This is a genomic window from Vibrio sp. Isolate24, from assembly GCF_022398215.1.
In the GTDB taxonomy this organism is placed as follows: domain Bacteria; phylum Pseudomonadota; class Gammaproteobacteria; order Enterobacterales; family Vibrionaceae; genus Vibrio; species Vibrio coralliilyticus_A.
Window position 1 is genome coordinate 189,342 of record NZ_JAKEUU010000001.1, and the last position, 24,741, is coordinate 214,082.

18 protein-coding genes are annotated in these 24,741 nt (G+C 44.5%); 10 read left to right on the forward strand and 8 right to left on the reverse strand.

The window, feature by feature from the left end:
- The first annotated feature begins 39 nt into the window (after nt 1-39).
- Together L1D23_RS00855 and L1D23_RS00860 are read left to right on the forward strand one after the other, a co-directional pair.
- Nucleotides 40-732, forward strand: coding sequence for a flavin reductase (locus L1D23_RS00855; RefSeq protein WP_239863694.1), 693 nt, complete (start codon nt 40-42; stop codon nt 730-732).
- Between the two features lie 171 nt (nt 733-903).
- Nucleotides 904-1,470 (forward strand): hypothetical protein, encoded by a 567-nt coding sequence (locus tag L1D23_RS00860; RefSeq protein ID WP_239863695.1) that lies wholly within the window; start codon nt 904-906, stop codon nt 1,468-1,470.
- A gap of 55 nt (nt 1,471-1,525) precedes the next feature.
- Here L1D23_RS00860 and L1D23_RS00865 read toward each other — a convergent pair whose 3' ends face one another.
- Both L1D23_RS00865 and L1D23_RS00870 read right to left on the reverse strand, forming a co-directional pair.
- Nucleotides 1,526-2,119, reverse strand: a complete 594-nt coding sequence (locus L1D23_RS00865; protein WP_239863696.1) for an NAD(P)H-dependent oxidoreductase — start codon at nt 2,117-2,119, stop codon at nt 1,526-1,528.
- Complete coding sequence (locus L1D23_RS00870; protein ID WP_239863697.1) at nt 2,116-3,024, reverse strand: EamA family transporter; 909 nt, start codon at nt 3,022-3,024, stop codon at nt 2,116-2,118. The genes L1D23_RS00865 and L1D23_RS00870 overlap by 4 nt, the downstream gene beginning before the upstream one ends.
- A gap of 128 nt (nt 3,025-3,152) precedes the next feature.
- On the opposite strand from L1D23_RS00870, the gene L1D23_RS00875 reads away from it, so the two are divergent.
- Together L1D23_RS00875 and pulA are read left to right on the forward strand one after the other, a co-directional pair.
- Nucleotides 3,153-3,632 (forward strand): MarR family transcriptional regulator, encoded by a 480-nt coding sequence (locus tag L1D23_RS00875; protein WP_239863698.1) that lies wholly within the window; start codon nt 3,153-3,155, stop codon nt 3,630-3,632.
- A 413-nt stretch (nt 3,633-4,045) separates the two neighbouring features.
- A complete protein-coding gene (gene pulA, locus L1D23_RS00880; protein ID WP_239863699.1) occupies nt 4,046-10,090 on the forward strand; it encodes a pullulanase-type alpha-1,6-glucosidase in 6,045 nt (2,014 codons plus the stop codon).
- 380 nt (nt 10,091-10,470) lie between these two features.
- Here the strand turns inward: pulA and L1D23_RS00885 are convergent, their stop codons facing one another.
- Together L1D23_RS00885 and L1D23_RS00890 are read right to left on the reverse strand one after the other, a co-directional pair.
- Nucleotides 10,471-10,944 (reverse strand): GNAT family N-acetyltransferase, encoded by a 474-nt coding sequence (locus L1D23_RS00885; protein WP_239863700.1) that lies wholly within the window; start codon nt 10,942-10,944, stop codon nt 10,471-10,473.
- 464 nt (nt 10,945-11,408) lie between these two features.
- Nucleotides 11,409-12,497 carry an alpha/beta hydrolase gene (locus L1D23_RS00890; protein ID WP_239863702.1) on the reverse strand — a complete coding sequence of 363 codons (1,089 nt, stop codon included), beginning with the start codon at nt 12,495-12,497 and terminating at the stop codon, nt 11,409-11,411.
- Nucleotides 12,498-13,216: 719 nt separating this feature from the next.
- Here L1D23_RS00890 and L1D23_RS00895 point away from each other — a divergent pair.
- Nucleotides 13,217-13,492, forward strand: a complete 276-nt coding sequence (locus L1D23_RS00895; RefSeq protein WP_239863704.1) for a hypothetical protein — start codon at nt 13,217-13,219, stop codon at nt 13,490-13,492.
- Nucleotides 13,493-13,672: 180 nt separating this feature from the next.
- Here L1D23_RS00895 and gcvP read toward each other — a convergent pair whose 3' ends face one another.
- From gcvP to L1D23_RS00910, 3 genes are all read right to left on the reverse strand, one after another.
- On the reverse strand, nt 13,673-16,537 hold the full coding sequence (gene gcvP / locus L1D23_RS00900) for an aminomethyl-transferring glycine dehydrogenase (RefSeq protein ID WP_239863706.1): 2,865 nt from the start codon (nt 16,535-16,537) through the stop codon (nt 13,673-13,675).
- 119 nt (nt 16,538-16,656) lie between these two features.
- Nucleotides 16,657-17,037, reverse strand: a complete 381-nt coding sequence (gcvH, locus tag L1D23_RS00905) for a glycine cleavage system protein GcvH (RefSeq protein WP_006961445.1) — start codon at nt 17,035-17,037, stop codon at nt 16,657-16,659.
- A 37-nt stretch (nt 17,038-17,074) separates the two neighbouring features.
- The gene (locus tag L1D23_RS00910; RefSeq protein WP_239863708.1) at nt 17,075-18,370 is read right to left on the reverse strand and encodes a serine hydroxymethyltransferase; all 1,296 of its coding nucleotides are present in this window, start codon (nt 18,368-18,370) and stop codon (nt 17,075-17,077) included.
- Nucleotides 18,371-18,754: 384 nt separating this feature from the next.
- Between L1D23_RS00910 and L1D23_RS00915 the strand changes: the two genes are divergently transcribed.
- From L1D23_RS00915 to L1D23_RS00935, 5 genes are all read left to right on the forward strand, one after another.
- On the forward strand, nt 18,755-19,378 hold the full coding sequence (locus tag L1D23_RS00915; RefSeq protein WP_239863710.1) for an XRE family transcriptional regulator: 624 nt from the start codon (nt 18,755-18,757) through the stop codon (nt 19,376-19,378).
- Nucleotides 19,379-19,636: 258 nt separating this feature from the next.
- A complete protein-coding gene (gene gcvT, locus L1D23_RS00920) occupies nt 19,637-20,755 on the forward strand; it encodes a glycine cleavage system aminomethyltransferase GcvT (protein ID WP_239863712.1) in 1,119 nt (372 codons plus the stop codon).
- Nucleotides 20,756-20,943: 188 nt separating this feature from the next.
- Nucleotides 20,944-21,909: a trypsin-like serine protease gene (locus tag L1D23_RS00925; protein ID WP_239863714.1), complete on the forward strand. Its 966-nt coding sequence runs from the start codon at nt 20,944-20,946 to the stop codon at nt 21,907-21,909.
- A gap of 66 nt (nt 21,910-21,975) precedes the next feature.
- Nucleotides 21,976-22,971, forward strand: a complete 996-nt coding sequence (locus tag L1D23_RS00930) for a trypsin-like serine protease (RefSeq protein ID WP_239863716.1) — start codon at nt 21,976-21,978, stop codon at nt 22,969-22,971.
- A 169-nt stretch (nt 22,972-23,140) separates the two neighbouring features.
- Entirely contained in the window at nt 23,141-23,809 is a 669-nt protein-coding gene (locus L1D23_RS00935) for a LuxR C-terminal-related transcriptional regulator (RefSeq protein WP_239863718.1), read from the forward strand.
- A gap of 46 nt (nt 23,810-23,855) precedes the next feature.
- Here the strand turns inward: L1D23_RS00935 and nadE are convergent, their stop codons facing one another.
- Entirely contained in the window at nt 23,856-24,683 is an 828-nt protein-coding gene (nadE, locus tag L1D23_RS00940; protein ID WP_239835470.1) for an ammonia-dependent NAD(+) synthetase, read from the reverse strand.
- Between the last annotated feature and the right edge of the window lie 58 nt (nt 24,684-24,741).

A 24,741-nucleotide genomic window follows, 5' to 3' on the forward strand; every position in this document is an offset into this window, starting at 1 on the left:
GCTATTAACTGATGACGTAGAGGATTCAAATGATAAATAATGAAAGATAAAAATTTTACCAAGTCTCAACTCTCAGCCATGGATGAACGAAAGAGAGCTAGGCTAATAAACAGTTTATCTGGCTTTAAAAGCGCTAATTTGATTGGAACCCAAGATGAACAGGGCAACAACAATATTGCGATTGTTAGTTCGGTTGTCCATATTGGTTCTTCGCCTCCTCTTCTTGGTTTTGTCAGTAGGCCAAATACCGTTGATAGGCACACTCTTGAGAACGTCTTGCAATCTGGGTTATTCTCTATCAACTCGGTGGGATCAGACATTGCAAGAGCAGCACATCAAACATCAGCACGGTACTCAAGGACGCAGTCAGAGTTTGATGAGACAGGGCTAACTCCGTACTTTTCTGAGCGTTTCCCCGTTCCATATGTGTTGGAGAGCAATTTAAAAATCGGTTTAAAGCTCAGTGAATACATTGATATCACTGCAAATAATACGTGCTTAGTAATAGGGGAAGTGGAAGAAATCCTAATACCGGATCAGTTTATTCAACCTGACGGATATGTTGATATCGAATCTATGGAATCGGTCACGATATCTGGGCTAGATAGTTACCATGTAACACAAAGGCTGTATAGACTGAGCTATGCAAAGCCCGGTTTACCATTACACCCACTGACGTTAGAAGGGGATCCTTCTTCTTGGTTAGCTTTGAAATCTGAAACGGATTTATAGAATTCAATGATATTATTAATACATCTCTCAGAATAACGCCTAAGTTTTATTCACCATGTCAACTAATTAGTTAATAAGTATTAAATTGCTTCCATAAGTGACTTTTATATAAGTTGTTAATATGTATAATCATCGCGTTTTATAGCTATATTGTCAGTTGTTGGAGTAATAATGTTTAGAAGCTCTATGGTTGGTGCTTTAGTATTAGTCGCACTAGCGGGTTGTCAGAGCACGGGCGCTTCAGTACAACAGGATGCGTATGGCCTGAATAAACAGTTTGAGATTGATGTCAATAATACTACTTATAATATGGCGCTCGATCAGTCTCAATCTATAGTGACATCTGTTGAGTATATTTCCCGTGAACAATCGAAAGGGGTTAATAACCAAAAGGCGAAAAGTATTCTGCGCTTGCAAGAGAATAGTGAGCAGCAAGCGCAACTATTAAATTCTCTCTATTCAAATGGTGCATTTATTGTCCGAGTTTACGGTGAAACCATTAATTCAGTTAGTCGAGACTTATATAAAGTCTTGCTAGTTCAGGATGGAAAAGTCATACAGCGAGGTGTCTTTGATGCTGTTGGTGACGTACCGAATATGGACTACCCCTCACGCCTGTGGCGTAACGATTCAAAACTTGCTACCAAAGGCTTAGATACTAGTAAACCTTTTGAAATTCAGGTGATCACTGGTGAAAATATCGAAAAATATCATTATCAGCCGAATGTTAAAGGCTGATGTTTAGCTTAGATTCTTGAGCACGGATACACGTGCTCAAGCTTGCTCACCCTTTTTACATTCCGTATAAAAACGGCTTTCCTGCCTCTAGCATATCGCGATGGATTGGTTTCAATGCATGCGCATATGCAGACAATAGTTTGATTGTATATTCGCTCCGCATTTGAAAGCTTTCATGATTGACGCTTCCATCCTTGTTGAGGAGGCTTTCAACATTTCGGAAGATCAAGTGATCTGGAAGAAAGCATACATGATTGTTTTTACTGCCAGTTAAGCGTAGTTCACTGATGGGATAGACACCATTCACACTGGCTGACACACTGACGGCTAAAGCAGGTTTATGTGCCATCTCCTGAGCTGTAGAGAGCATCAAGAAGTTTTTTAAAGCGGGCGTTGCCATACCATGCCATTCAGGAGTAATGAAGATAAAGGCATCACTGCTGCGTAGCTGTTGTGCAAGTTCTCTCCAAGGTGCCCATTCTTCACTACCGCTCCATACTCCTTCATTCCAGAGGGGTAAATTCAATTGGTGAAGATCAAGAATGTCTATTTCTGCAAACTCCGAGTTCGCGAGTGTTGATAGATAGTGGGCAACTTGTAAGCTTTGCGAATCAGCACGTTGGCTGCCTGAGACAATAGTAAGTTTCATGCGAGTTCCTCTCGATTAAATGAAGTATTGGTTTTTTCTGTTGAATGTGATGGTGAAGATGTAGCCAGTAGAATAGAAATTAATACGCTTAACGCTCCGATAAGCTGTAGCCAAGTCAGTGTTTGGTCGAGAAATAGGTAGCCGAGCGTCACAGCTGAAACGCTACTGAGAAAACCAAGGAATGAGACCGAAACTGTACTGAGCTTTTCAATTCCACGGAACCAAAGTGAGTAGGCGAGCATGGCACCAATAATTGCCAGATAGCTGTAACCGACAACATTTGCTAACGTGATTTGCTGAGGTAACCCCTCGGCACTGATGGCAACAGGGAGTAGCATCAGCCCGCCAAACAACAATTGCCAGCCAGTGAAGCTCAGTAAGGACATATTTTCAGGTCGTCCCCACTTTTTTGTTAACACTACGCCTAGTGCCATGCTAACGGTACCGAGCAGCCCCATAACAACTCCCGAGGTATTGAGTTGACCAGGGTTATTGACGACGAGCATTGCGATGCCACCTATCCCTAAACCGCTGGCTATCAACTGAATCGCTGCTAGCTTGTTTCTTAGTAGTACCACACTCAGCCCCATGACCAATATAGGTTGTATGGACATGATCAATGCTGCCATTCCACCGGGTAAGTAAGTGGCGGCATAGAATAAGCAGTAGAAGAAGAACCCGATATTGAGCAAGCCAAGTAGAGCCAATTTGGGCCACCAACTTCCCCTCGGAACAGTGCGAGAAAATAACACTAATAATATTCCGGCAGGTAAAGCACGTAGCATTGAGGCCAGTAAAGGGCTGTTTTTAGGTAACAGTTCGGTTGTAACGATGTAAGTGCTACCCCAAACAATTGGAGCGAGGGCCGTCATCGCTAATGTAATGAATAATTGAGTACGCCTCATGTGTGCCTCCATTCGTGCATTTGCCTCTACAAAAAGTATCTCCAATAAAAGATACTTTTTATAAAGTAATGGAGTTTTGTCTTTTTATCAAGTATCTTCTTGAAAAGATAATGTTGGAGAGATAAAAAATGCAAGATCCTGTTGATCGTATATTGAGTCAGTGGAGTGATGTTAAACCTGAATTGGATTGTTCTGACATGGGGATTATTGGGCGCTTAATGCGTGTTCACGGACTGTGGCATAACCGGTTGGAACAGGTGTTTAAAAACCACCAATTAAGTATGCTGGAGTTTGATATTCTTGCGACATTGATGAGAAATCAGCAACCACTGACACCAACAGAAATGTACAAAACCTTGATGGTCTCATCAGGAGCGATGAGCACTCGGATTGAAAAGTTGGTCCAACGAGGCTTGGTTGAGCGATTAGCAAGCGGCGATGACAGACGCAGTTGTAAAGTAGCGCTTACCCAGCAGGGCGCTCAATTAGTCGATGATGCCTTGGCGTCGCACTTATCAAATATGAACGGAATGTTGAACATGTTTGATGAACAAGAAAAAGAACAGCTCGCCAGTATGCTGCGAAGAATCTTACTCGCCAATCAATAAACATCACATCAAATGAGAGCGGCTCGTATGGGAGTCACTTTGTTACTCGTGAGCTATGTTCACATAAACTCGACTTATTCTTGGGTGAGCAGGGTGGAGTTTGTGTGAAAGATCCTATTTCTTAACATTGAAACAGCTTGTTGTAATCCTACAGCGGTTGGTTTATTCGTCACTACAAAGTGTCAGATTTCTCACTGATTGCACATCATCTGAGTAATTTTTCGATCGTTTTCAGGGCTGTAATTGTGAGCCTGATTCTAAAATTTTTTCTCCTCCCCTCCGTCTACGCCTACTCAATCAGTTTTATAGGATGAGGAAATTAACTGTTTTAAAAATATAACGTTAGCTTGAAGCGATTTAACCAAACAGAAAAGTTTATCGCTCGTGGAACGTGAATATAAATGGAAATAAAAATGAACATCAAGCTAACAAAACTGAGCCTAGCTATGGCGTCACTTGGGCTTTTGGCAGGTTGTAATGACCCGCTAGAAGTCAACGTGATGGATGGCTACATCGAAAAGGCATCTGTCTGGCTGGACGTCAACGGAAATGGTCGACAAGACCGTTATGAACCGTCAGCCGTCACTGATAAAGACGGATATGCTGCCATTGACCTTGAAGGTCTAAATATCGAAGACGAAGACGTTTATCTTGTCGCTAAAACCCAACGAGGCGTATCGATTGACGCTGATATTCCGGGTGTCGCTGTGACAAGAGACTATACCTTGATGGCACCGAGCCATTACTCTTTGGTCACACCATTCTCGACTTACATTGCTGCGCAAATGCAGCAAGGTGTCAGCGAACGTAAAGCACTGCGTAAACTGCGTCGACAACTCAAACAGCCACACCTAGATATTGAAAGCGATTATATTGATCAGCAAGAGGTGGTCGTCGCAAGAAGCGCGAAGGCGTTAACACAATTACTGCCAGAAACCATTGAAGAGCAGGATATGGAAGTACTGGCGGATACGTTGGAGCTGGGCAGTAAAGCATTAGGAAAAGAGCTTAAACGTAGTCGTAATGAACTGCTTAACAAGACGTTAATGCTGGATGAGCAAGGTGTGCCGGTTATCGCGCAAGATAGCGATGGTGACGGCGTAGCCGATGCGATTGATCTGTTCCCAACCGATATTAAAGAGTCGGCAGATGCCGATAATGACGGAATTGGTGATCATGCGGATACGGACGATGATAACGATGGTTTCAGTGATGTTGTTGAGCTAGATCTTGCGAGTGACCCTTACTCATCGGCGAGCTTCCCCGCCGATCTTGATGGCGACAAAATCCCAGATGTGCATGATTCGGATATCGACGGTGACGGTTGGAGTAATGAAGAAGAAGCTCGTTTAGGAACCGACCCTTACTCGGCATCCAGTCAACCTGCCGATCGTGATGGTGATGGCATCACTGACAGCGAAGACAGTGATATAGACGGTGATGGTGCCGATAATGGCGTGGACGCATTCCCTGAAGATCGATTTGAAAGTAAAGACACCAATGGCGATGGGCTAGGAGACTTTGCCTCTAGCGACGATGATGGAGATGGGATCCCAGACAGCATTGATCCAAACCCAACCAGCCCGGATAACAGTTCATCTGAGCCTGCCCCTGTTTATTCTGAATCGGTCATTTACTACAAACGAGATGATGGTAATTACGCGGACTGGGGGCTTCATCTGTGGAATAACGCATCTTGTGAGGCAGTGTCGCCTGACGCCTTAAACGGCGTAGATTGGGGCAACCCATACGCCTGGGGAGAAATCGACCCGCAATATGGTGCTAAGTATGTTGTGCCGCTGAAATCCGATCACGGTGCATGTATGAATTTCATCGTGCATAAAGGTGACGAAAAAGCGCTGGGTGGTGATGATCTGAAGGCTGAATTTGCTAAAGGTAATACACTTTATACGACACACGGCAGCTCAGTCGTTAAATACTCACCAGATGAGCAAGTTGTGGTGAAACTTGATGGTGCAGCAGCTCACTGGCTCGATGTGAATTCCATTGCTTGGTTTGATCATAGTGAAGCAGCCAGTTATCAAATCTGGAGTCGTGCTGCGGGTAATGGTGATATCAACCAGCCAGAACAGTTTATCAAGTACGACATTTCATTTGCTGGCAACGTTGATAATCCTGACTTCCCACACCTGAAAGATCGTGTCGGTTTCTATCTGGATGTCGATTCTGAAACGGCCAAAGCGTTGCTGAAAACACAGCTAATTGCAGTGGCACTCGATGATGAAGGCAAACCGTTGGTCGCAACTCGTGTCCAGATTCCGGGTGTTGTCGACACGCTTTACACCGCAGGGACAAATGATGCGGATGAAGCAAAACTGGGTAGCTGGATGGAAGGCGATAGTGCGAACTTTGCACTTTGGGCGCCAACAGCTCAGGATGTTGAACTGTATTTGTACGATCAGGATAAAGCACTAATCGCACAATCGCCATTCAGTTTGACTCTCGACCCTGCAACCGGTATCTGGCATTACCAAGGTGATGCTTCACTGAAGAATGTGTTCTATCGTTACCGTGTGAAGGCTTACCATCCGAAAACCGACCACGTTGAGTGGATGATGACCACTGACCCTTATTCTCTCTCTCTGAGCACGTCCAGTCTGCACTCTCAACTGGTTGATCTCACTGATGATGAAACCAAGCCGGCAGGTTGGGACAGTCAATCGATTCCAGAGCTGGAAAATCCGGAAGATCATATCATCTACGAGCTCCATGTACGTGACTTTAGTGTCAGCGACACACAGGGTACGCAAGCGAACAACGGTAAGTATCTGGCCTTCTTAGAAGATGAGCGTGACAGTGTTAAGCAATTGAAATCGTTAAAAGAAGCGGGCCTGACAACGATCCATCTTCTACCGACTTACGATTTGGCTTCCATCCCTGAAGATCCGGCGAAGGCGGTGAACCTGACCGATACCGTAGAAAAACTTTGTGGTATTAATCCTGATGCCAAGTTGTGTAGCGATGGTACTTCACGCGGTGCAACCATTCTGTCTTTGTTAGAACAAACGGACCCTAACAGTGGCGAAGCGCAGGCATTGCTCGCAGATGTTCGTCCACTGGATGGATTCAACTGGGGTTATGACCCATTCCACTACAACGCACCAGAAGGCAGCTATGCTGTTGCAACAGATGGCATTTCGCGTATTCGTGAGTATCGTCAGATGGTGCAGAAGCTTCATGATATGGGCTTCAGAGTGGTACAGGATGTTGTCTACAACCACACCTACTCGTCAGGTTTGTATGACAAATCTGTGCTCGATAAAACTGTACCGGGCTACTACCATCGTCTGAACCCGATCACAGGTGCTGTCGAGAACTCAACCTGTTGTGATAACACTGCGTCTGAGAACCGCATGTTCGAGAAACTGGTGGCAGACAGTGTAGTGATGTGGGCTCAGGACTATAAGATTGATGGCTTCCGCTTCGATTTGATGGGACACCTGATGAAGTCGAGCATGCTGCACGTGTATGAGAAAACCAAGTTAGTAGATGAAGATACTTGGTTCTATGGCGAAGGTTGGAACTTTGGAGAAGTTGCTGATGGTCAACGTGGTGAAAACGCAACCCAATGGCCGATGGCGGGCACAGGAATAGGGACTTACAACGATCGTCTACGTGATGGCGTACGCGGTGGGGGTCCATTCGATAGTGGTGATGCCTTGCTTGAAAATCCGGGTTTTGCTAATGCGGGCAGCCGATTCAATGATGATCTGAAATCGAAGATGGATCTTATCCGTTACGGTATGACAGGCAATCTGCAAAACTACCCGTTGGAAACGTATAGCGGCGCGACTGTGTACGGACGTGATTTCCAGTATGGAGGGCAGGGTGCGGCTTATACGCTCGATCCTCAAGAATCCATTAACTACGTTTCAAAGCATGACAACCAAACGTTGTGGGATTTCAACCAGTACAAAGCCGATGCCAGCGCTACGCCAGCAGACCGTGCACGTATGCAGATAGTAGGCCTATCAACGGTAATGCTCGGACAAGGTGTACCATTCTTGCACATGGGGTCTGAATTACTGCGCTCTAAATCCATGGAGCGTGATAGCTACGACAGTGGTGATTGGTACAACAAAGTCGATTTCAGCAAGCAAACGAATAACTGGAACATTGGTCTGCCACGTGCTGACAAAGATCAGGCTAACTGGAGTGCTATCCAATCAATCATTAGCAACCCGAATACCGTGGCAACTCCGGAGCATATTGCTTGGACAGACAAGGTCTTCAAGGAACTGCTGAACATTCGTTCCGGCACGCCATTGCTTCGCTTAGTGAGTGAAGAGCAAGTCTTGAAGCGTGTGCGTTTCCATAATACTGGGCCGTTGACATTACCGGGCATGATTGTGATGTCGGTGAATGATGGGGTGAGTGCAGGCGCAGACCTTGATAGCAATTTCGACTCAATTGTTGTTGCGATTAATGCCAATACTTCAGCACAAACCATTCAGATTTCTGGAGCACAAAGCTTTGAGTTGCATCCTGTGTTGAAAGCCTCGTCTGATTCAGTCGTTAAGCAGGCGAAGTTTGAAGACGGCGCTTTCACTATTCCACCATTAACTGCGGCTGTCTTTGTCCAGACGCAAAATGGTGCGCAAGGAGAAGGGCTGAATATTGATAGTAAGCCAGTTGATGTTGCGCCTTACGGCTCTACCAAAGTATACGTTCGTGGCTCAAGGAATGGCTGGAGTACCAGTGATGAAATGGCCTATCAGGGTGACGGTGTGTACGCCTTTGAAGGCTACCTCACTCCGGGAGAGTATGAGTTCAAACTGGCTTCTTCTGACTGGAGTACGATCAATCTTGGTTTTGGTGGCTTCTCAACTGGCAACGGTTCAGTAACACTTGAGGATGCAGGTAATGGCAATATCAAGGTGACAGTGACCGAGCAAGGCGTATACAAATTTACGTTAGACGCTTCAGACCAATCCGCGTTGGTAGTATCTGTCGTAGATACAAATCTTGACTATGCCTGCTATCAGGATGACAGCAAAGCTTGTGATCTGAGGATCTATCAGGTGATGGTAGAGTCATTTGTCGATGGAGACCCAGACCATAACTATGGTGTGGGCTACGGCAATTCGCACCACAATGGAGACCTTCAGGGCGTCATTGACAGTCTTGATTACATTGCAAGCTTAAACGTCAATGCGTTGTGGCTAACACCTGTGTTTGATTCTTGTGCGGGCCAGGCTGGTGATGATCGCCTTGACGCCACGGGATATTTTGCTTGTGACTACTTCAATGTCGATCCTAAATTTGGCACCAATGAGAAGCTGAAAGAACTGGTTGATGCTGCTCACGCTAAAGGTCTATACGTGCTTTTAGATGGGGTGTTCGGTCATACTAACCTTACTGGTGTGAAACCTTCCCCAACGGGTAAGCTACCAAGCCTGAGAGGGGAAGAGGGTTACCCGGGTATGTATGTGAATTACCCAGATGCAGCGAGTGAAGCCTTCTTCACAGAGGTGGCAACTTATTGGGTGAAAGAGTTTGGTATTGACGGCTGGCGTCTAGACCAATCTTATCAGCTTCCACTTGAGGTATGGCGCAACATTCGAGCTGCAGTAGAGCAAACCTCACTGGACAATAAGAATGCTGGTAAGCAATGGGGAACACTGGGCTACATGGTCGGTGAAGTCTGGAAAGGTGCCGATGAGATTACGGCAACAACCTATGGCAGTGACGCACAACCGGGCCTTGCGTCTGCGTTCAACTTCCCGTTACGTTACGGCTTAGTTCAAGCTCTGGCGGTCGAAGAATCAGGGGCGAGCAACAATGCCCGTGTTTTGGATGCAGAGTGGAACAGCCGTGCCAAATCGCCTTACCATGCGATGCCAAACTTAATGCTTGGTAACCATGACTTGGTGCGCTTCGGTGACCTGATTCAGCGTGGCAATCTTGGTGAAGCAGTCAAGCGACACAAAGCCGCGTTTAGCTTTCTAGCTGCTTACTCTGGACCAATCACACTTTACTACGGTGAAGAGATTGGTGACGAAGTCGCTAACTTCTCGAACAAGGTTACATCAGATTGTGCCTCTCAGGGGCTGTGTGATGATCATGTCGCTCGCTCAAGCGCGAAAGTTCAAGGCGTGACTGGGGTGACACTGACTGCTGAGCAACAAGATGTGAAAAACTATCTGACTCAAATTATGCAGGTTCGTAGTGAACATCCGGCGCTTTATACGGGTGAACGACGCAACTTATGGTTGGATGACAACCTGTATGCTGACCTGAAAGTGAATGGTGATGAGCAGATTATCTATGTGCTGAACACATCAACATCGGAACAAACACTCAATGTCGATTTAACAAGAGTCAAATCGACAGACGAATTTGAAGACTTGATGAGTGGTGAGCTTATTAATGTTCAGGCAACATCCGGTGCGGTTTCTGTTCCAGCTCTGACAGGGCGACTTCTTTTAGTCAAATAACGTCGCTATGGTCACTACGACTGATATGAACAAGGCTTTCCTTGTGTGGAATAATGCCGACCGGTTTAGGACTTGAACGAACTTTAGATCGTATGATAATCCTCACTAACTTATTTAGTGGGGATTTTTTATATGTGCTCAAAAATGGTTTTGGTACATGAAACTATTTGGGCTCCACCGCTATTTTTAAAACTTATTTAGCGGTTGGGAGAGCAATTATCGATCCCGTATTCAGGTAGCCGGTTTGCGGGCCGAAGGAAAAAGTTATAGGCACCCCCACGTGCCTGCTAGGGGGGTAGCCAGTAGGCGAATATGAAAAACCACCGGCTATGCCGGTGGATACTTTTACCTGCTAATTAATAATGTAATATAAATTTAAGTTAGTTATTGAAACTAAAAATTAATTCAATTTCGTCATCAAGCCTTCTGCCTGTCGGGGTAAAGCCAAGCTTTTGATAAACAGAGAGCGCATTACCTTCTTCTTTATCCATTGTGGTCAGGGACACTCCTTGTAAACCGATAATTGAAGCATATCGCTTACTGAAGTTAATCGCTTGATTTCCCAATCCCTTACCTTGAAAGCGATGGTCAATCATGACACGCCACACGTACAAGTGCTCTTTTTGAAAGTGATCATCGAACTTGTCGAGTAGTCTTGGATCGATAAGGGAGATGAGCCCTGCCGGCTTTTGGTCTAAATAAATGGCGTAGCTGATACTGCTGTCGTTGAAACTTGCCTGCGCAAGCCACTCTGCGTTGCTAGCAATGAGATGTTTTTGAGATTCTTCCACCGTGAGATCAATTATATCATCGATGATGTTGCCGTTTACTTTTAAAAAGCTAGCGTTATTCATGGTTATTTTCCTCGGATAGGTATTTATCTAAAGCTATTTACGCAATATAAAGATCTTGATAGGCAATTCCTGAGCTATAAAAAGTAATATCTTTTTTCCTTTCTTTAATCGAAGTTTGCTACCGAACTGATAGGGTTCTTTATCTGTAGCATGCCGGAGCTCACCAATCGTTTTTGACCGAGATAAATGATCACAATAGAGGGTGACGTTCTCAAATCATGATGGTGGAAGCTCCTGTTTTCCTATTTAATCTGTTTCCATTGTAGAAATATGAGCTCCATATTTTACTCACAACTTCTCTTGTGAGGACTTGCTCTTCGCCTTCTTAGCTCTGCGCTAATTGGTTAGGGTAAGTCTGATTTCTACCAACAATCAGTACGCTAGAGAAGTCCTAACTTTTTAAATGGTAAGCGTTTAATATTTGGCTTTATGACCCGTGCCAAATAACGCGAGTACCGATGAATCTACTCAATATGGGTGATGAAACTATATTTGTCTGAGTCAGATTTGGTCATCCAATGTTCGCCACTTGCCGGTGCAGAATCCAAAGTGAAAATATAGAAATCAATACCCTTTTCTCCCAGCGTTTGCTTAAAGTAAGTTGCTTGTTTACGATGACTTTCGTTAGTGTAAGGGAACTCTTTGGCTGTTTTATTGCCCTCACCCCAGCTATGCACACCGATTTGCTTATTTAACTCAATGGCCTTAGTGTTGTCTGCTCGTTGTAACACTCGTGGATTACCCGCTGCGAATAGATCTGTGCCGCCAGAAAACACAGAACCCACTGGAGTAACGATTGTGGCCATATTATTTCTATTTATCATGAGACCAGTGTACATGTTGATATCATCATCAGCACTACCACCGATATGATTATTAAATTTCAAAGTCATCTCAAAACCTTGATATAGCTTAACGATATCGAAAAGTTGTGAATAAGTTGTCGCGCCAAGAGTAGATCTAATACGCTCAACAGTGCCTGTGTCCTGAAGTACATCACGATAAAATGCGTTGAAGGCAAAGGATGTAGTGATCGTTACCTTGTTTCCATTTTTGGTGTTATTCAGAATGGTAGACCCGAGGGTAGTAACGTATTGGATCCCTTCATTGTGATATTCAAGTGTCACTTGTTTTTTAGTATTCGTCGTTGTTTTAATTAACGTTGTATCATTTCCAATTGAGCGTTGAGCCGCACCACAATCAAAAAAATCAATAAAATTACCCTCACTATAAATTGCACAGTCACCAAATCCAGCATCAGGAAGGTATAGATCCACACTTTGACCTAAGCTATCCGCAATCTTAACTACTTTTTGCACACCACTGATATCTTCCGCAAACAAGATGGTCTTATATTGAACACCATCATAATCAAGCTTTATGGCTTCTTGTTGGAGCTCTTGTTGCTCTTTTAACAACTCTTCAAGTTTAGCTGATGAAAATACGTAATCAGCCTTGGGCTTCACTTGAGCTTTGGTTGTCTCTTTACCTGAATTACATCCAACTAAGAGAATAAAAGGTAACGCAAATAATATATTTCGAAAGTGGTTCATGTCGTTTTCCCAAAAATTTAAGTGAGGAAAACTCTATTATTTGTCTATTAAATTATCTGTCCTGAGAATGTAAGAGTTTGTATGTGTTTTTGGTCATTATCTTTTTTTCTGATTAAACTCATATCAGAATTGAATTCGTTGACTAGATTGAAAAGTATTTGATTGTTAATTTCAGTCACTTATCACGAAGATACTTAGCTCAATATGCAATATTGAATAACTAAAAAAAGACTTACTTACGTAGCTTCGTATAAGTTAAAAGTACTACAAGGGTATAATCTTAATGTTGACCGTAAGCAATGACGACTTGATTATTTCGGTGGTTTAGAAACAGAGACTGATGGCTGTGTAACCAAACCAAGAGTGACCATGGTTAGAGGATATCTGTGCTCAATACAATACAACCGTAAGGGCTTGTCAGGGTGAGGTATTTATCATTGTTATCTAGTAAGGGAATTATTAGCTATGTAACAATTAGTCTTACAAACTCATACAGTAATTACAAAACAGCTCTGGAATAATGCTCCACATTGATAGGGATACTGTTTCCTTATGAATTTATTTAGTCTAGATAATTATGCCTCTGTCGTAGATGTTTTGTCATTACAGCTAAAATTAAATATTAGCAAAGTAAACCTTTAAACGTTAATTCACACGTTGTTGGCAGTTGGAACCATAGACTTACTATCTTAACTCTCCATTATCCTTAAGGTATTTTTATGAAAAAGTTATTGTGTGTCTTAGGCATTGTATCTCTAGCAGGTTGTTCAGGTATTACTCATAACGATGAAGTTTACACAGCGCACGCTGAAAGCTTCAATATTGTCGGTTTCCAAGTTCCTGGTAACACTCAAGATCGTGCAATGGAATTAGTACCAGAAGACGCTACGGTTGAAACAATTCACTCAACAAATTCTGATACAAGCTCTGTTATGGGTATCATCAACCGTATTATTGGCATCGATTACGTACAAGTAAGCGGTAAGAAGCAGTAATTCGCCATAGTTGCGTACCTTAACCGCTAGCCTGTACAAACTAAGCACATATCAGCCAGTGACATCGTCGCTGGTTTTTTTGTATAGAGACCCTCAGCCTAGCTGAGTTTTTTCTCTATACAAAAAACCACCGGCTATGCCGGTGGATACTTTTACTTTTATCTGTACAGGAGCAATAACTTAGTCTTCGTAGTTCTCGATGCTAGGACAAGAACAGATTAGGTTACGGTCACCGTATACGTTGTCTACACGGTTAACGGTAGGCCAGTATTTCCAAGACTTAGTGGCAGGTGAAGGGAAACAGCCAAGCTCACGCGAGTATGGGCGATCCCATTCTGTAGCAGACAGATCAACTTGAGTATGCGGTGCATTAACCAGAGGGTTATTCTCTAGTGGCCATTCGCCATTCTTCACTTTGTTCATTTCTTCACGAATGGCGATCATCGCGTCACAGAAGCGGTCGATCTCTTCTAAATCTTCGGATTCTGTTGGCTCAACCATTAGCGTACCTGCAACAGGGAACGACATAGTTGGTGCGTGGAAGCCGTAGTCCATTAGACGCTTCGCGATATCTTCTTCGCTGATACCTGTTTCTTCTTTAAGCGGACGAATATCAATAATACATTCGTGTGCTACGCGGCCGTTCGTACCACGGTAAAGAACAGGGTAGTGAGGGCGTAAGCGCTCCATCATGTAGTTCGCGTTCAGAATCGCAACTTTAGTTGCATCTGTAAGGCCAGCTTCACCCATCATGGCGATGTAAGCCCAAGAGATAGGTAGAATAGAAGCACTGCCTAGGTCTGCCGCAGAGACTGCAAAGTCTTCGCCTTCAACACCGTTTTCGATGTGGCCAGGAAGGAATGGCGCTAGGTGTGATTTCACACCGATAGGGCCCATACCCGGACCACCACCACCGTGTGGGATACAGAAGGTTTTGTGAAGGTTTAAGTGAGAAACGTCAGAGCCAATGAAGCCTGGAGACGTCAAGCCAACCTGTGCGTTCATGTTTGCGCCGTCTAGGTAAACCTGACCGCCAGCCGCATGGACCATTTCACACACTTCTTTCACTTGCTCTTCGTATACACCGTGCGTAGAAGGATAAGTGATCATAATGCTAGACAGGTTGTCTTTGTGCTTCTCGATCTTAGCGGCAAGATCTGCCATATCAATGTTACCGTTGTCATCACATTTCACTACGACCACTTTCATTGAGACCATAGAGGCTGTCGCAGGGTTAGTACCGTGCGCTGAGCTTGGGATCAAACAAACGTTACGGTGACCTTCACCGCGGCTGTCATGGTAGCGTTGAATCGCGATGAGACCTGCGTACTCACCAGACGCACCTGAGTTCGGCTGTAGGGAGAAATCGTCGTAGCCTGTGATTTCACACAGCTTCTCTTTCAAGTCTTTCGCTAGAGCTGAGTAGCCCGCTGCTTGTTCGATTGGTGCGAATGGGTGAATTGAGCCAAATTCAGGCCAAGTCACAGGGATCATCTCAGCCGCGGCATTCAGCTTCATAGTACAGCTGCCCAGCGGAATCATACCGTGCGTCAGCGAGAAGTCTTTGTTCTCAAGCTGTTTCAGGTAACGCATCATCTGCGTTTCGCTGTGATGCGTATTGAACACTGGGTGAGTTAGGTATTCTGAAGTACGACGAAGCGCTTCAGGAATTGCTGCGAACTCGTTGCCTGCGATTTCAGAAGAAAGCGCGTTGATTTCTTCTTTTACGCCGAATACGGCAAATAGCGCTTCGATGTCGCCTGTTGTCGTTGTCTCATCGAAGCTCACACCTAGCTTGCCGTCTAGCTTGCGTAGGTTGATGTCTGCTGCTTGTGCTTTCGCGTACAGCTCTTCTGTCTTACCAGCAGTGTTGATAGTAATGGTATCGAAGAAGCTGTTGTGCGCGAGCTCATAGCCTGACTTAGTCAGACCAGCTGCAAGAATAGCTGTCATGTGGTGAGTACGACGAGCAATAGTACGTAGACCTTCTGCGCCGTGGTATACCGCGTAGAATGACGCCATGTTTGCCAGTAGCGCCTGAGCCGTACAGATGTTTGATGTCGCTTTCTCACGGCGGATGTGCTGCTCACGAGTCTGCATGGCCATACGTAGCGCTTGGTTGCCTTTTGTATCGATAGATACACCGATAACACGACCAGGCATGGTACGTTTGTGCTTGTCACGTGTCGCCATAAAGGCTGCGTGTGGACCACCGTAACCCATAGGCACGCCGAAACGTTGAGCGGAGCCGATGACAACGTCTGCACTCATTTCGCCTGCTGGCTTCAATAGTGCTGAAGCAAGTAGGTCAGTGGCGACGGCAACCAGTGTTTTGTTGGCTTGTGCTTTGGCGATGATGTCCGTCAGGTCGCGGACTTCACCCGTAGTACCTGGGTACTGTACCAGTGCACCGAAGACATCTTGTTCCGGAAGTGACTCAAGGGAGCCGATGAGTACGTCAAAGCCAATGTATTTGGCGCGAGTCTTAACTACCTCTAGCGTTTGCGGGTGAACATCATCTGCGACGAAGAAAACGTTGCTCTTGCTCTTACCGGCACGCTTACATAGTGTCATAGCTTCAGCAGCAGCAGTTGCTTCATCAAGAAGAGACGCGTTAGCGATATCCATTCCCGTCAAGTCCATCACCATTTGCTGATAGTTCAGCAGTGCTTCTAAACGGCCTTGAGAAATTTCTGGTTGGTAAGGGGTATAAGCTGTGTACCAGCCTGGGTTTTCCAATACGTTACGTAGAATCACGTTTGGCGTAAAGGTGTTGTAGTAACCCTGACCTATGAATGTACGTTTAATTTGGTTTTGATCTGCGAATTCACGCATCGCAGCCAGCATGTCTGCTTCGCTCAATGCTTCAGCCATTGTCATTGGCTGTTCTAGGCGAATTTGAGCTGGTACGGTTTCGTCGATCAGTGCGTCAAGACTGGCAACATTGATCGCATCCAACATTTTTTGTTGGTCAGATTTATTTGGGCCGTTGTGGCGAGCAACGAACTCATTTTGTGTGCTGAGGCTTTGAAGTAATTCAGTCATTGTCCTTTACCTACTCCATCATTCGGGTATCGGATATCATTACTGATATAAATAATTATACGTCCGAACTTTGAAAAAAAGCTGCCTCCCGTTCGGGGGCAGCTTTAAACTCGTCCTAATTACTCGTCTTCGATCGAGTTTAGGTACTCTTCTGCGCTTTTCAGATTGTCTAGCTCTGATGCGTCTGACATCTTCACTTTAACAATCCAACCGCCTTCGAAAGGTTCTTCGTTGATTAGCTCTGGGCTATCTTCTAACTCTTCGTTGATTTCTAGAATCTCACCAGTGATTGGCGCGTAGATATCTGAAGCTGCTTTTACAGATTCAACCAAAGAGAAGCTATCACCCGCTTCGATCTCTGCTTCAACTTCAGGTAGGTCTACGAATACAACGTCACCTAGCATTTCTTGTGCATGCTCTGAAATACCGATAGTTACTGTGCCGTCACCGTTGTCACGTACCCACTCGTGGCTATCTGCAAACTTCAGTGTGTTGTCCATTGCTTAATCTCCAAAAATATAACTTTGATTAAATTGTTTATTGGTAAAGTGGGTAGCGATTACACAGCGCTTTCACTTCTTTGCGAACGCGTTGTTCTACTTCTGCGTCACCTTCAGGGTTGTTCACCAATCCGTCCAGTACATCGCCAATCCAGTTACCGATGAGTTTGAATTCTTCAGCGCCAAAGCCGCGGCTTGTTCCCGCAGGCGTCCCCAAACGGATGCCCGATGTAATCATAGGCTTCTCTGAATCGAATGGGATGCCATTTTTGTTACATGTGATCCCCGCACGTTCCAACGCTTCCTCTGCCTTGTTACCTTTCAAGCCCTTAGGGCGAAGGTCCACCAGCATTAGGTGCGTGTCTGTTCCGCCAGTCACAATGTCACAACCGCGAGTTTGCAACACTTCAGCGAGAACTTTTGCGTTATTGATCACCGAATCAATATAAGTCTTGAACTCAGGGCCCAAAGCTTCACCGAAAGCGACGGCTTTAGCTGCGATAACGTGCATCAGTGGGCCACCTTGAAGGCCAGGGAATACCGCCGAGTTGATTTTCTTAATAATGTCTTCGTGGTTGGTCAGAATCATACCGCCGCGTGGGCCACGCAATGTTTTATGCGTTGTCGTTGTGACAACGTGTGCGTGTGGTAGTGGGCTAGGGTGAGCACCAGTTGCAATCAGACCTGCGATGTGCGCCATATCAACCATTAGAATCGCATCAACTTCATCAGCGATTTCACGGAATTTTGCGAAGTCGATAGTACGAGGAATAGCACTACCACCAGCGATGATCATTTTTGGTTTGTGCTCAAGGGCTAGAGCACGAACATCTTCGTAGTTGATTTCTAGTGATTCACGATCCACACCGTACTGAACGGCATTGAACCATTTACCAGAAAGAGCAGGGCGCGCACCGTGAGTTAGGTGGCCGCCAGCATCCAGAGACATGCCAAGGATAGTGTCGCCAGGTTGAAGCAGAGCAAGTTTAACTGCGCCGTTTGCTTGTGCACCTGAGTGAGGCTGAACGTTAGCAAAATCGCATTTGAACAGCTGTTTAGCACGTTCAATCGCAATGGCTTCTACGGTATCAACATGTTCACAACCGCCGTAGTAACGACGACCAGGATAGCCTTCTGCATATTTGTTGGTTAGGCAAGTGCCTTGAGCTTGCATCACTGCTTTAGAAACAATGTTTTCTGAAGCAATGAGCTCGATTTGTTCGTTCTGACGAGTGTTTTCCGCTTGGATACCTGCGAAAACCGCGTCGTCTGTAGCAGCAAGATTAGTCGAGAAAAAGTTCTCTAGGCTGTGATTTTGGTAAGTGTTGTTCATGGTAGATGACCTTCCATTCGTGCTAACGAGATTATTAATAGGGTTATCGTTCTCGTTAGTCCTCTTTCTGTTTACTGCCCTCAAAACACCGAAGACAGGGTGAATTCTATACCCCTAAGCGATGTGCCAAATCTCGGGGGAAAAGCCGAATCTCACTGTTAAATCAATCTATCAGTCAGCTCGGAAATCGCATCTCTACAACTAACAAGTTGGTAACATAGCGGTTGTTACAGGAACAATCAACCAAAAATTTCCTATTGGAAACATGGTTTCTAAAATTGTTACCAAGAGCACGGTTTATTTCCTGTGCTCATCTTTCCACTCTGATGATGTTCGGGCACAATGAAAATGGAACAGGAAGTGGACGTTTAATAAGAGGGAAACATGCCCGAAGATATCTATGATGAGTACCCATCTTTGACATTGGCGAAAGAAGCTGCCGATCAAAATATCGAACCCCTAAAATTGGGCGAGAGAATCAAGGATATTCGCGGTAAGTTGGGGATTACTCTGGAAGAGGCAAGTCAACGTACTGGGCTGGCGCGTTCTACCTTGAGCAAGATTGAGAATGAGCAGATTTCTCCTACGTTTCAGGCGATGCAAAAATTGGCGCTTGGATTGCAGATAGATATGCCTCAACTCTTTGAACCACCTAGAAAAAAGGTGGCAACAGGACGTAGGGATATCACTAAGAATAAGCAGGGAAAACCACACCCGACACCGACCTACGAACATGAGCTCTTGGCGACTCAGCTTTCCAATAAGAAAATGATGCCTTTTAAAAGCCAAGTTCATGCGCGAAACTTTGAAGAGTACGGTGATTGGGTACGTCATGACGGTGAAGAGTTTTTGCTGATTTTGTCCGGTTCAGTCATGTTCTATTCGGAGTTTTACGAGCCGGTAGAATTGAGTGAAGGCGACAGTGTTTACTATGACGCGAATATGGGGCATATGCTGATCTCGACCAGTGAAAAAGACGCTAATATTTTGTGGGTGACTGCTAAATAATGCGATTTATAAAGAATTTCGTATAGTGAAAGCAAACGATTGCCTTTGTCGTTTATATAAGTACAATAGCGCCATTTCAGGCAGAGATAGCCTGAAATGGCGCTTTCTTTTTGCCCCTTTGAATGTGAATATGATGTTAAATGTCACACTTTAGACTGTTCCCCTGTTGTTAATGGTGCAAAAATTCTCCACTCGTGTTTATTATTGGAAACAAGGTTTCCTTGAACGGAAAACGAACCTGATTAAATGGAGACAACAATGACTCAAGATCTACTCAAAACACCACTTCATACGCTTCACGTAGAAGCTGGTGCGAAAATGGTTCCTTTCGCAGGCTACGACATGCCAGTCCAATACAAACTGGGTGTAAAGAAAGAGCACTTACATACTCGCGACGCTGCGGGTCTTTTTGATGTGTCTCACATGGGACAACTTCGTTTGCACGGTGAAGGTGCCGCAGCGTTTCTTGAGTCGTTAGTTCCAGTTGACATCATTGACCTACCACAGGGCAACCAGCGCTATGCTTTCTTTACTAATGAAGAAGGCGGCATCATGGATGACCTAATGGTGGCAAACTTAGGTGACCACCTATTTGTTGTGGTTAACGCGGCGTGTAAAGAGCAGGACATCAATCACCTTGAAGCTCACTTACCAACGGGTGTTGAGCTAGAGATCATCGATGATCGCGCATTGCTGGCTCTTCAAGGTCCTAAAGCAGTCGATGTGCTTAAGCGTTTCAACCCAGAAGTAGCCGAGATGCTATTTATGGATGTGAAGAAGTTAGACATCCTAGGCGTTGAGTGCATTGTTAGCCGTAGTGGCTACACAGGTGAAGACGGTTACGAAATCTCTGTGCCGAACACGTATGCAGAAGAACTTGCGCAGAAGCTAACAGCGGAAGAAGAAGTGGAATGGATTGGCCTTGGTGCACGTGATTCTCTACGTCTAGAGTGTGGTCTGTGCCTATACGGACACGACCTTGATACAACGACGACACCTGTAGAAGCAAGCCTTCTTTGGGGTATTCAGAAAATTCGTCGTACAGATGGCGAGCGCGCTGGTGGTTTCCCTGGTGCGGATATCATCCTTAAACAGATTGAAACTAAAGACGTATCACGTAAGCGTGTAGGCCTAGTCGGCCAGACGAAGGCGCCTGTGCGTGAAGGTGCTGAGCTGTTTGACGCTGATGACAACAAAGTCGGTATTGTGACAAGCGGCACAGCAGGCCCAAGTGCTGGAAAGCCGGTTTCAATGGCTTACGTTCGCGCAGATCTTGCAACTATTGGCACTGAGCTGTTTGCAGATGTTCGTGGTAAGAAACTGCCTATGACGATTGAAAAAATGCCATTTGTTCCACAACGTTATTACCGTGGGTGATAGAAAAATTTAATTCTATGACGTCATATCAGAGAGTTCACTTAGGTGAACTCTTTTTATTGGTACTCATATCAACTGAATACTCTAAAACGAGAGGTAGCTTAGGTCATTAAATAGCTCGAAGTCATCTGGATGTGATAGATTATCGTCATTTGATATTAATGATAATAATTGAATGGAAAATTTGTATGAGAAAGCTATCCATACTTTTGCCTTTTGTCCTAGCTTCTAAGAGCTTCGCATTTGACGTCAACCCATATATTGTTAATGGTACAACGGCATCCATTAGTGATTACCCTTCCTTTGCTAGTCTTTACTACGATGACGGTAGTCAGTACGGAAATTACTGTGGCGCAACAGTCATTAACTCGCAATATATTTTAACGGCTGCCCACTGTATTTATAACGATAATAGTCAAAACCTACATACTTGGGTTGTCCCACAGTTAACTGATCAGTCGCAATATCCTTATGGTAGTTATCAATCATCGAGAGCTAAAGAGTTTTATTTCCCTGATGATTATGTTGATTCTGAAGAGCAAAGGTGGCCCAACGACATTGCCATTATTAAATTGGAGTCGCCGCTTAATACTCAAGATTATCAATACTTATTGAATACCACGGAAAATAATACTTATGCCCAAAATAACGGCTCTGATTCATTTAAGGCAATTGGTCATGGTCTGATAGAAGGTAATGTCTCTTCTGATGGTACGTTATTAGAGACAAGTTTGGAGTTAGAAGACAAGTCCGTTTGTAACTCTACTGATAAGCAATTGTGTTTTGATGGTGCACAAAGTGGTTCATACAAGAATTCGACGTGTAACGGCGATTCTGGAGGTCCTGTTTATTGGTATGATGGCAGCAAGTATGTACAAATTGGCATAACGAGTTTCGGACCTACTGACTGTGGTGATATCAATGAGCCTGCCACCTCTGTTTTTACAGAAACTTACGATTATAATTCATGGATCAACAGCGTAATATCCGGTGGTCAAACACCGAAATATTATATCTCAACTGACAGCAGTGGCACCCGCACTCTCGTTGATAATACTGCACAGAGTGGTGGTAGCGGCGGCGGTGGCTCTCTTGGCTTCCTATCTTTCTTATTTATCGGAGCAGCTCTATTTAGAAGAAAACTAACAAGTTAGAATCCAGCCCGTTGCCCTTTCGTAAGCTAAACTTAAAGTTGATGGTTGCGAAAGGGAGACGGGAAGATGAAAAAGCCAATTTGGTTCCTTAGCCTGATACTGGTTAGCTTCCGATTACTGGCGATGGAAATTTCGCCTTACATCGTGAATGGCAGTAACGCGGACATTACTAATTACCCTTCTTTTGCCAGCCTGTTTTATCGCAACGGCAACACCTACAGTACGTCGAGTTATTGTGGTGCCACTATGCTTAATAGCCAGTTTGTCTTAACTGCTGCTCATTGTATTTATGACAATGAAAGTACTATGTTGTATACCGTGGTGGTTCCCCAGTTGGAGGATGAATCGAACTTCTTGTCCACTCAGCAGGCAAAAGCAGAAGAATTTTATTATCCGGATGATTATATTGATTCAAGTTCAGAGCTTTGGCCTAATGACATTGCCATTATTAAACTTGAGACGCCACTTTCCGTATCTAATTACACCTCTCTCCTCAACACTTCGATCAATAACAGTTTCCCCAGCCCCGCAGATTACAAAGCAATTGGTCATGGATACATTGAAGGTAATGTCGCAGGTGGGACTCAACTTTTGGAAACCTCTTTGGAATATATCTCTCTGAGTAGTTGTCAATCTGAGTATGGTAGTAAGCTGACGGACAAGCAGATCTGTTTTGGTGGTCCTGAATCTGGAGGTTATCAAAACTCCACTTGTAGTGGTGATTCGGGAGGGCCTGTCTATTGGTATAATGGGAGCCAGTACATACAGGTTGGTATCACCAGTTTTGGCCCGAGTTTATGTGGTAATACGGCATTCAATGTAACTTCGGTATTCACGGATGTCTATGACTATACTGGCTGGATCAATAGCGTTATGAATGGGCAGGTTACACCCAAGTATTACGTCACCACAATCAATGGTAACCGTGTCTTGAATAGTAATGTCGATGACAGTGTGAGTGCTCGCTCTGATGGTGGTAGCGGTGGAGCCGTTAACTTTGCTGTATGGCTGATAATCGCAGTGTTCGCATTGAGAGGGAGGCGTCTCAACCAGCTTAATTAGGCATAATTGAGATTTAAATAAGTATCATAAATGAGAAATTACTATAATTATTTGAAACCTCCGCCTCAAATAGTGCGCGTGAGCATCTATTAATGATTTGTCGTGTTGACTATTTATAACTAAAAGATAATTTTAAATTACATAATAAGTTGAGCCGGAGAGTTCGCAGATGGCAAATCAATGTACTCACGAGATAACCTTTCTTTCAGATATAAGCATGCAATCCAAATTGTTTAAAGACTCTTTAGAGCAAGGCATTCAATTAAATGTATCGATTGTTCCAATTGAAGAGCTTGAAGCATGTGAAGGCAAGACATCTATCCTAGGCGATTACATTCTGTTTGACTACCACTACCTGAACGATGAGAAGTTTGATGTTTACAGTCAGATCCGCTCATTAAGCACTAAGAATCCGAAAGAAATCGTAATTAACTGTCCAAAAGATGTCCCCTCGACCCAGCTATTCAAATGGCGAAATTTAGTGGGTGTTTTTTATATTGATGATGATCTTTCTTTGCTACTCAGGGGCATGGAAAAGATTATGAAAGACGAAATGTGGCTATCACGAAAAGTTGCTCAAGATTATATCGAGCATTTTCGCTGTGCAAATAGTGTTACCACCTCACAAGCTTATGCCAATCTTACCAAACGAGAAAAAGAGATCATGCGCTTGCTTGGACATGGAGCTTCCAATCTCCAAATCGCTGACGAGTTATTCGTGAGTGAGAATACGGTGAAAACGCACTTACACAATATTTTTAAGAAAATAAATGCTAAGAACCGCCTTCAGGCACTGCTGTGGGCCAATAATAATGTGGCACTAGAAGAAAGAGTGTAGAGTTCTCTGGCGTGAGTAAAACGGGAGCTTTGAGCTCCCGTTTTGGTTAGTCGTATATGGTAGGGATCGGTTGACGCTTATGCTGAGTTGCTTGATAAATCGCGACAAGCTTATCTGAGACATCTTGAGAGACAGGCTTGCCTTCCAAAAAGTCGTCAATTTGGTCGTAGCTTAAGTTCAGTGCATCTTCATCCGCTTTTTGTGGGTCAAGCTCTTCCAAATCAGCGGTGGGCGTTTTCTTCACCAGTAGTTCAGGTGCTCCTAGCGTCGCAGCAACTTCACGGACTTGACGCTTGCTCAAACCAAACAATGGTGCCAGATCGCAAGCCCCATCGCCAAATTTGGTATAGAAGCCAGTAATGTTCTCTGCTGAGTGGTCTGTGCCTAGTACCAAGCCACCCACATAACCAGCAATTTCATATTGAGCGACCATTCGAGCTCGCGCTTTTACGTTGCCTTTGACGAAATCGATCTTGGAGGCTTGTGTTGGAAGAAGGTTGGTGTGTGCCAGCGCCTCATGAGAGGCTGCGTGTAAGCCATCAACGCCTGATTTGATGTTTACAGAAACCGATTGTGAGGGTTGAATGAACTGCAAGGCGATTTGTGCTTCATCTTCGTCTTTTTGCTCTCCGTAAGGGAGACGTACGGCAATAAATTGATACCCACCTTCTGTTTCTTCATTCAGTTCATTAATGGCTATCTGAGCTAGGCGACCACATGTTGTCGAATCGACACCACCACTGATACCAAGAACTAATGCTTTGCAACCTGCTTCCTGCAATTTGCGCTTAATAAATTCAACACGACGCGAGATTTCGAATTTAGGGTCGATTGACGGCAATACGCGCATCTCGTCGCGGATGAGCTGTTCCATGATGTTTCCTTCCTGCAAGCAATGATTTTAAGAAAATGATGGTAGTATCATACCTAAA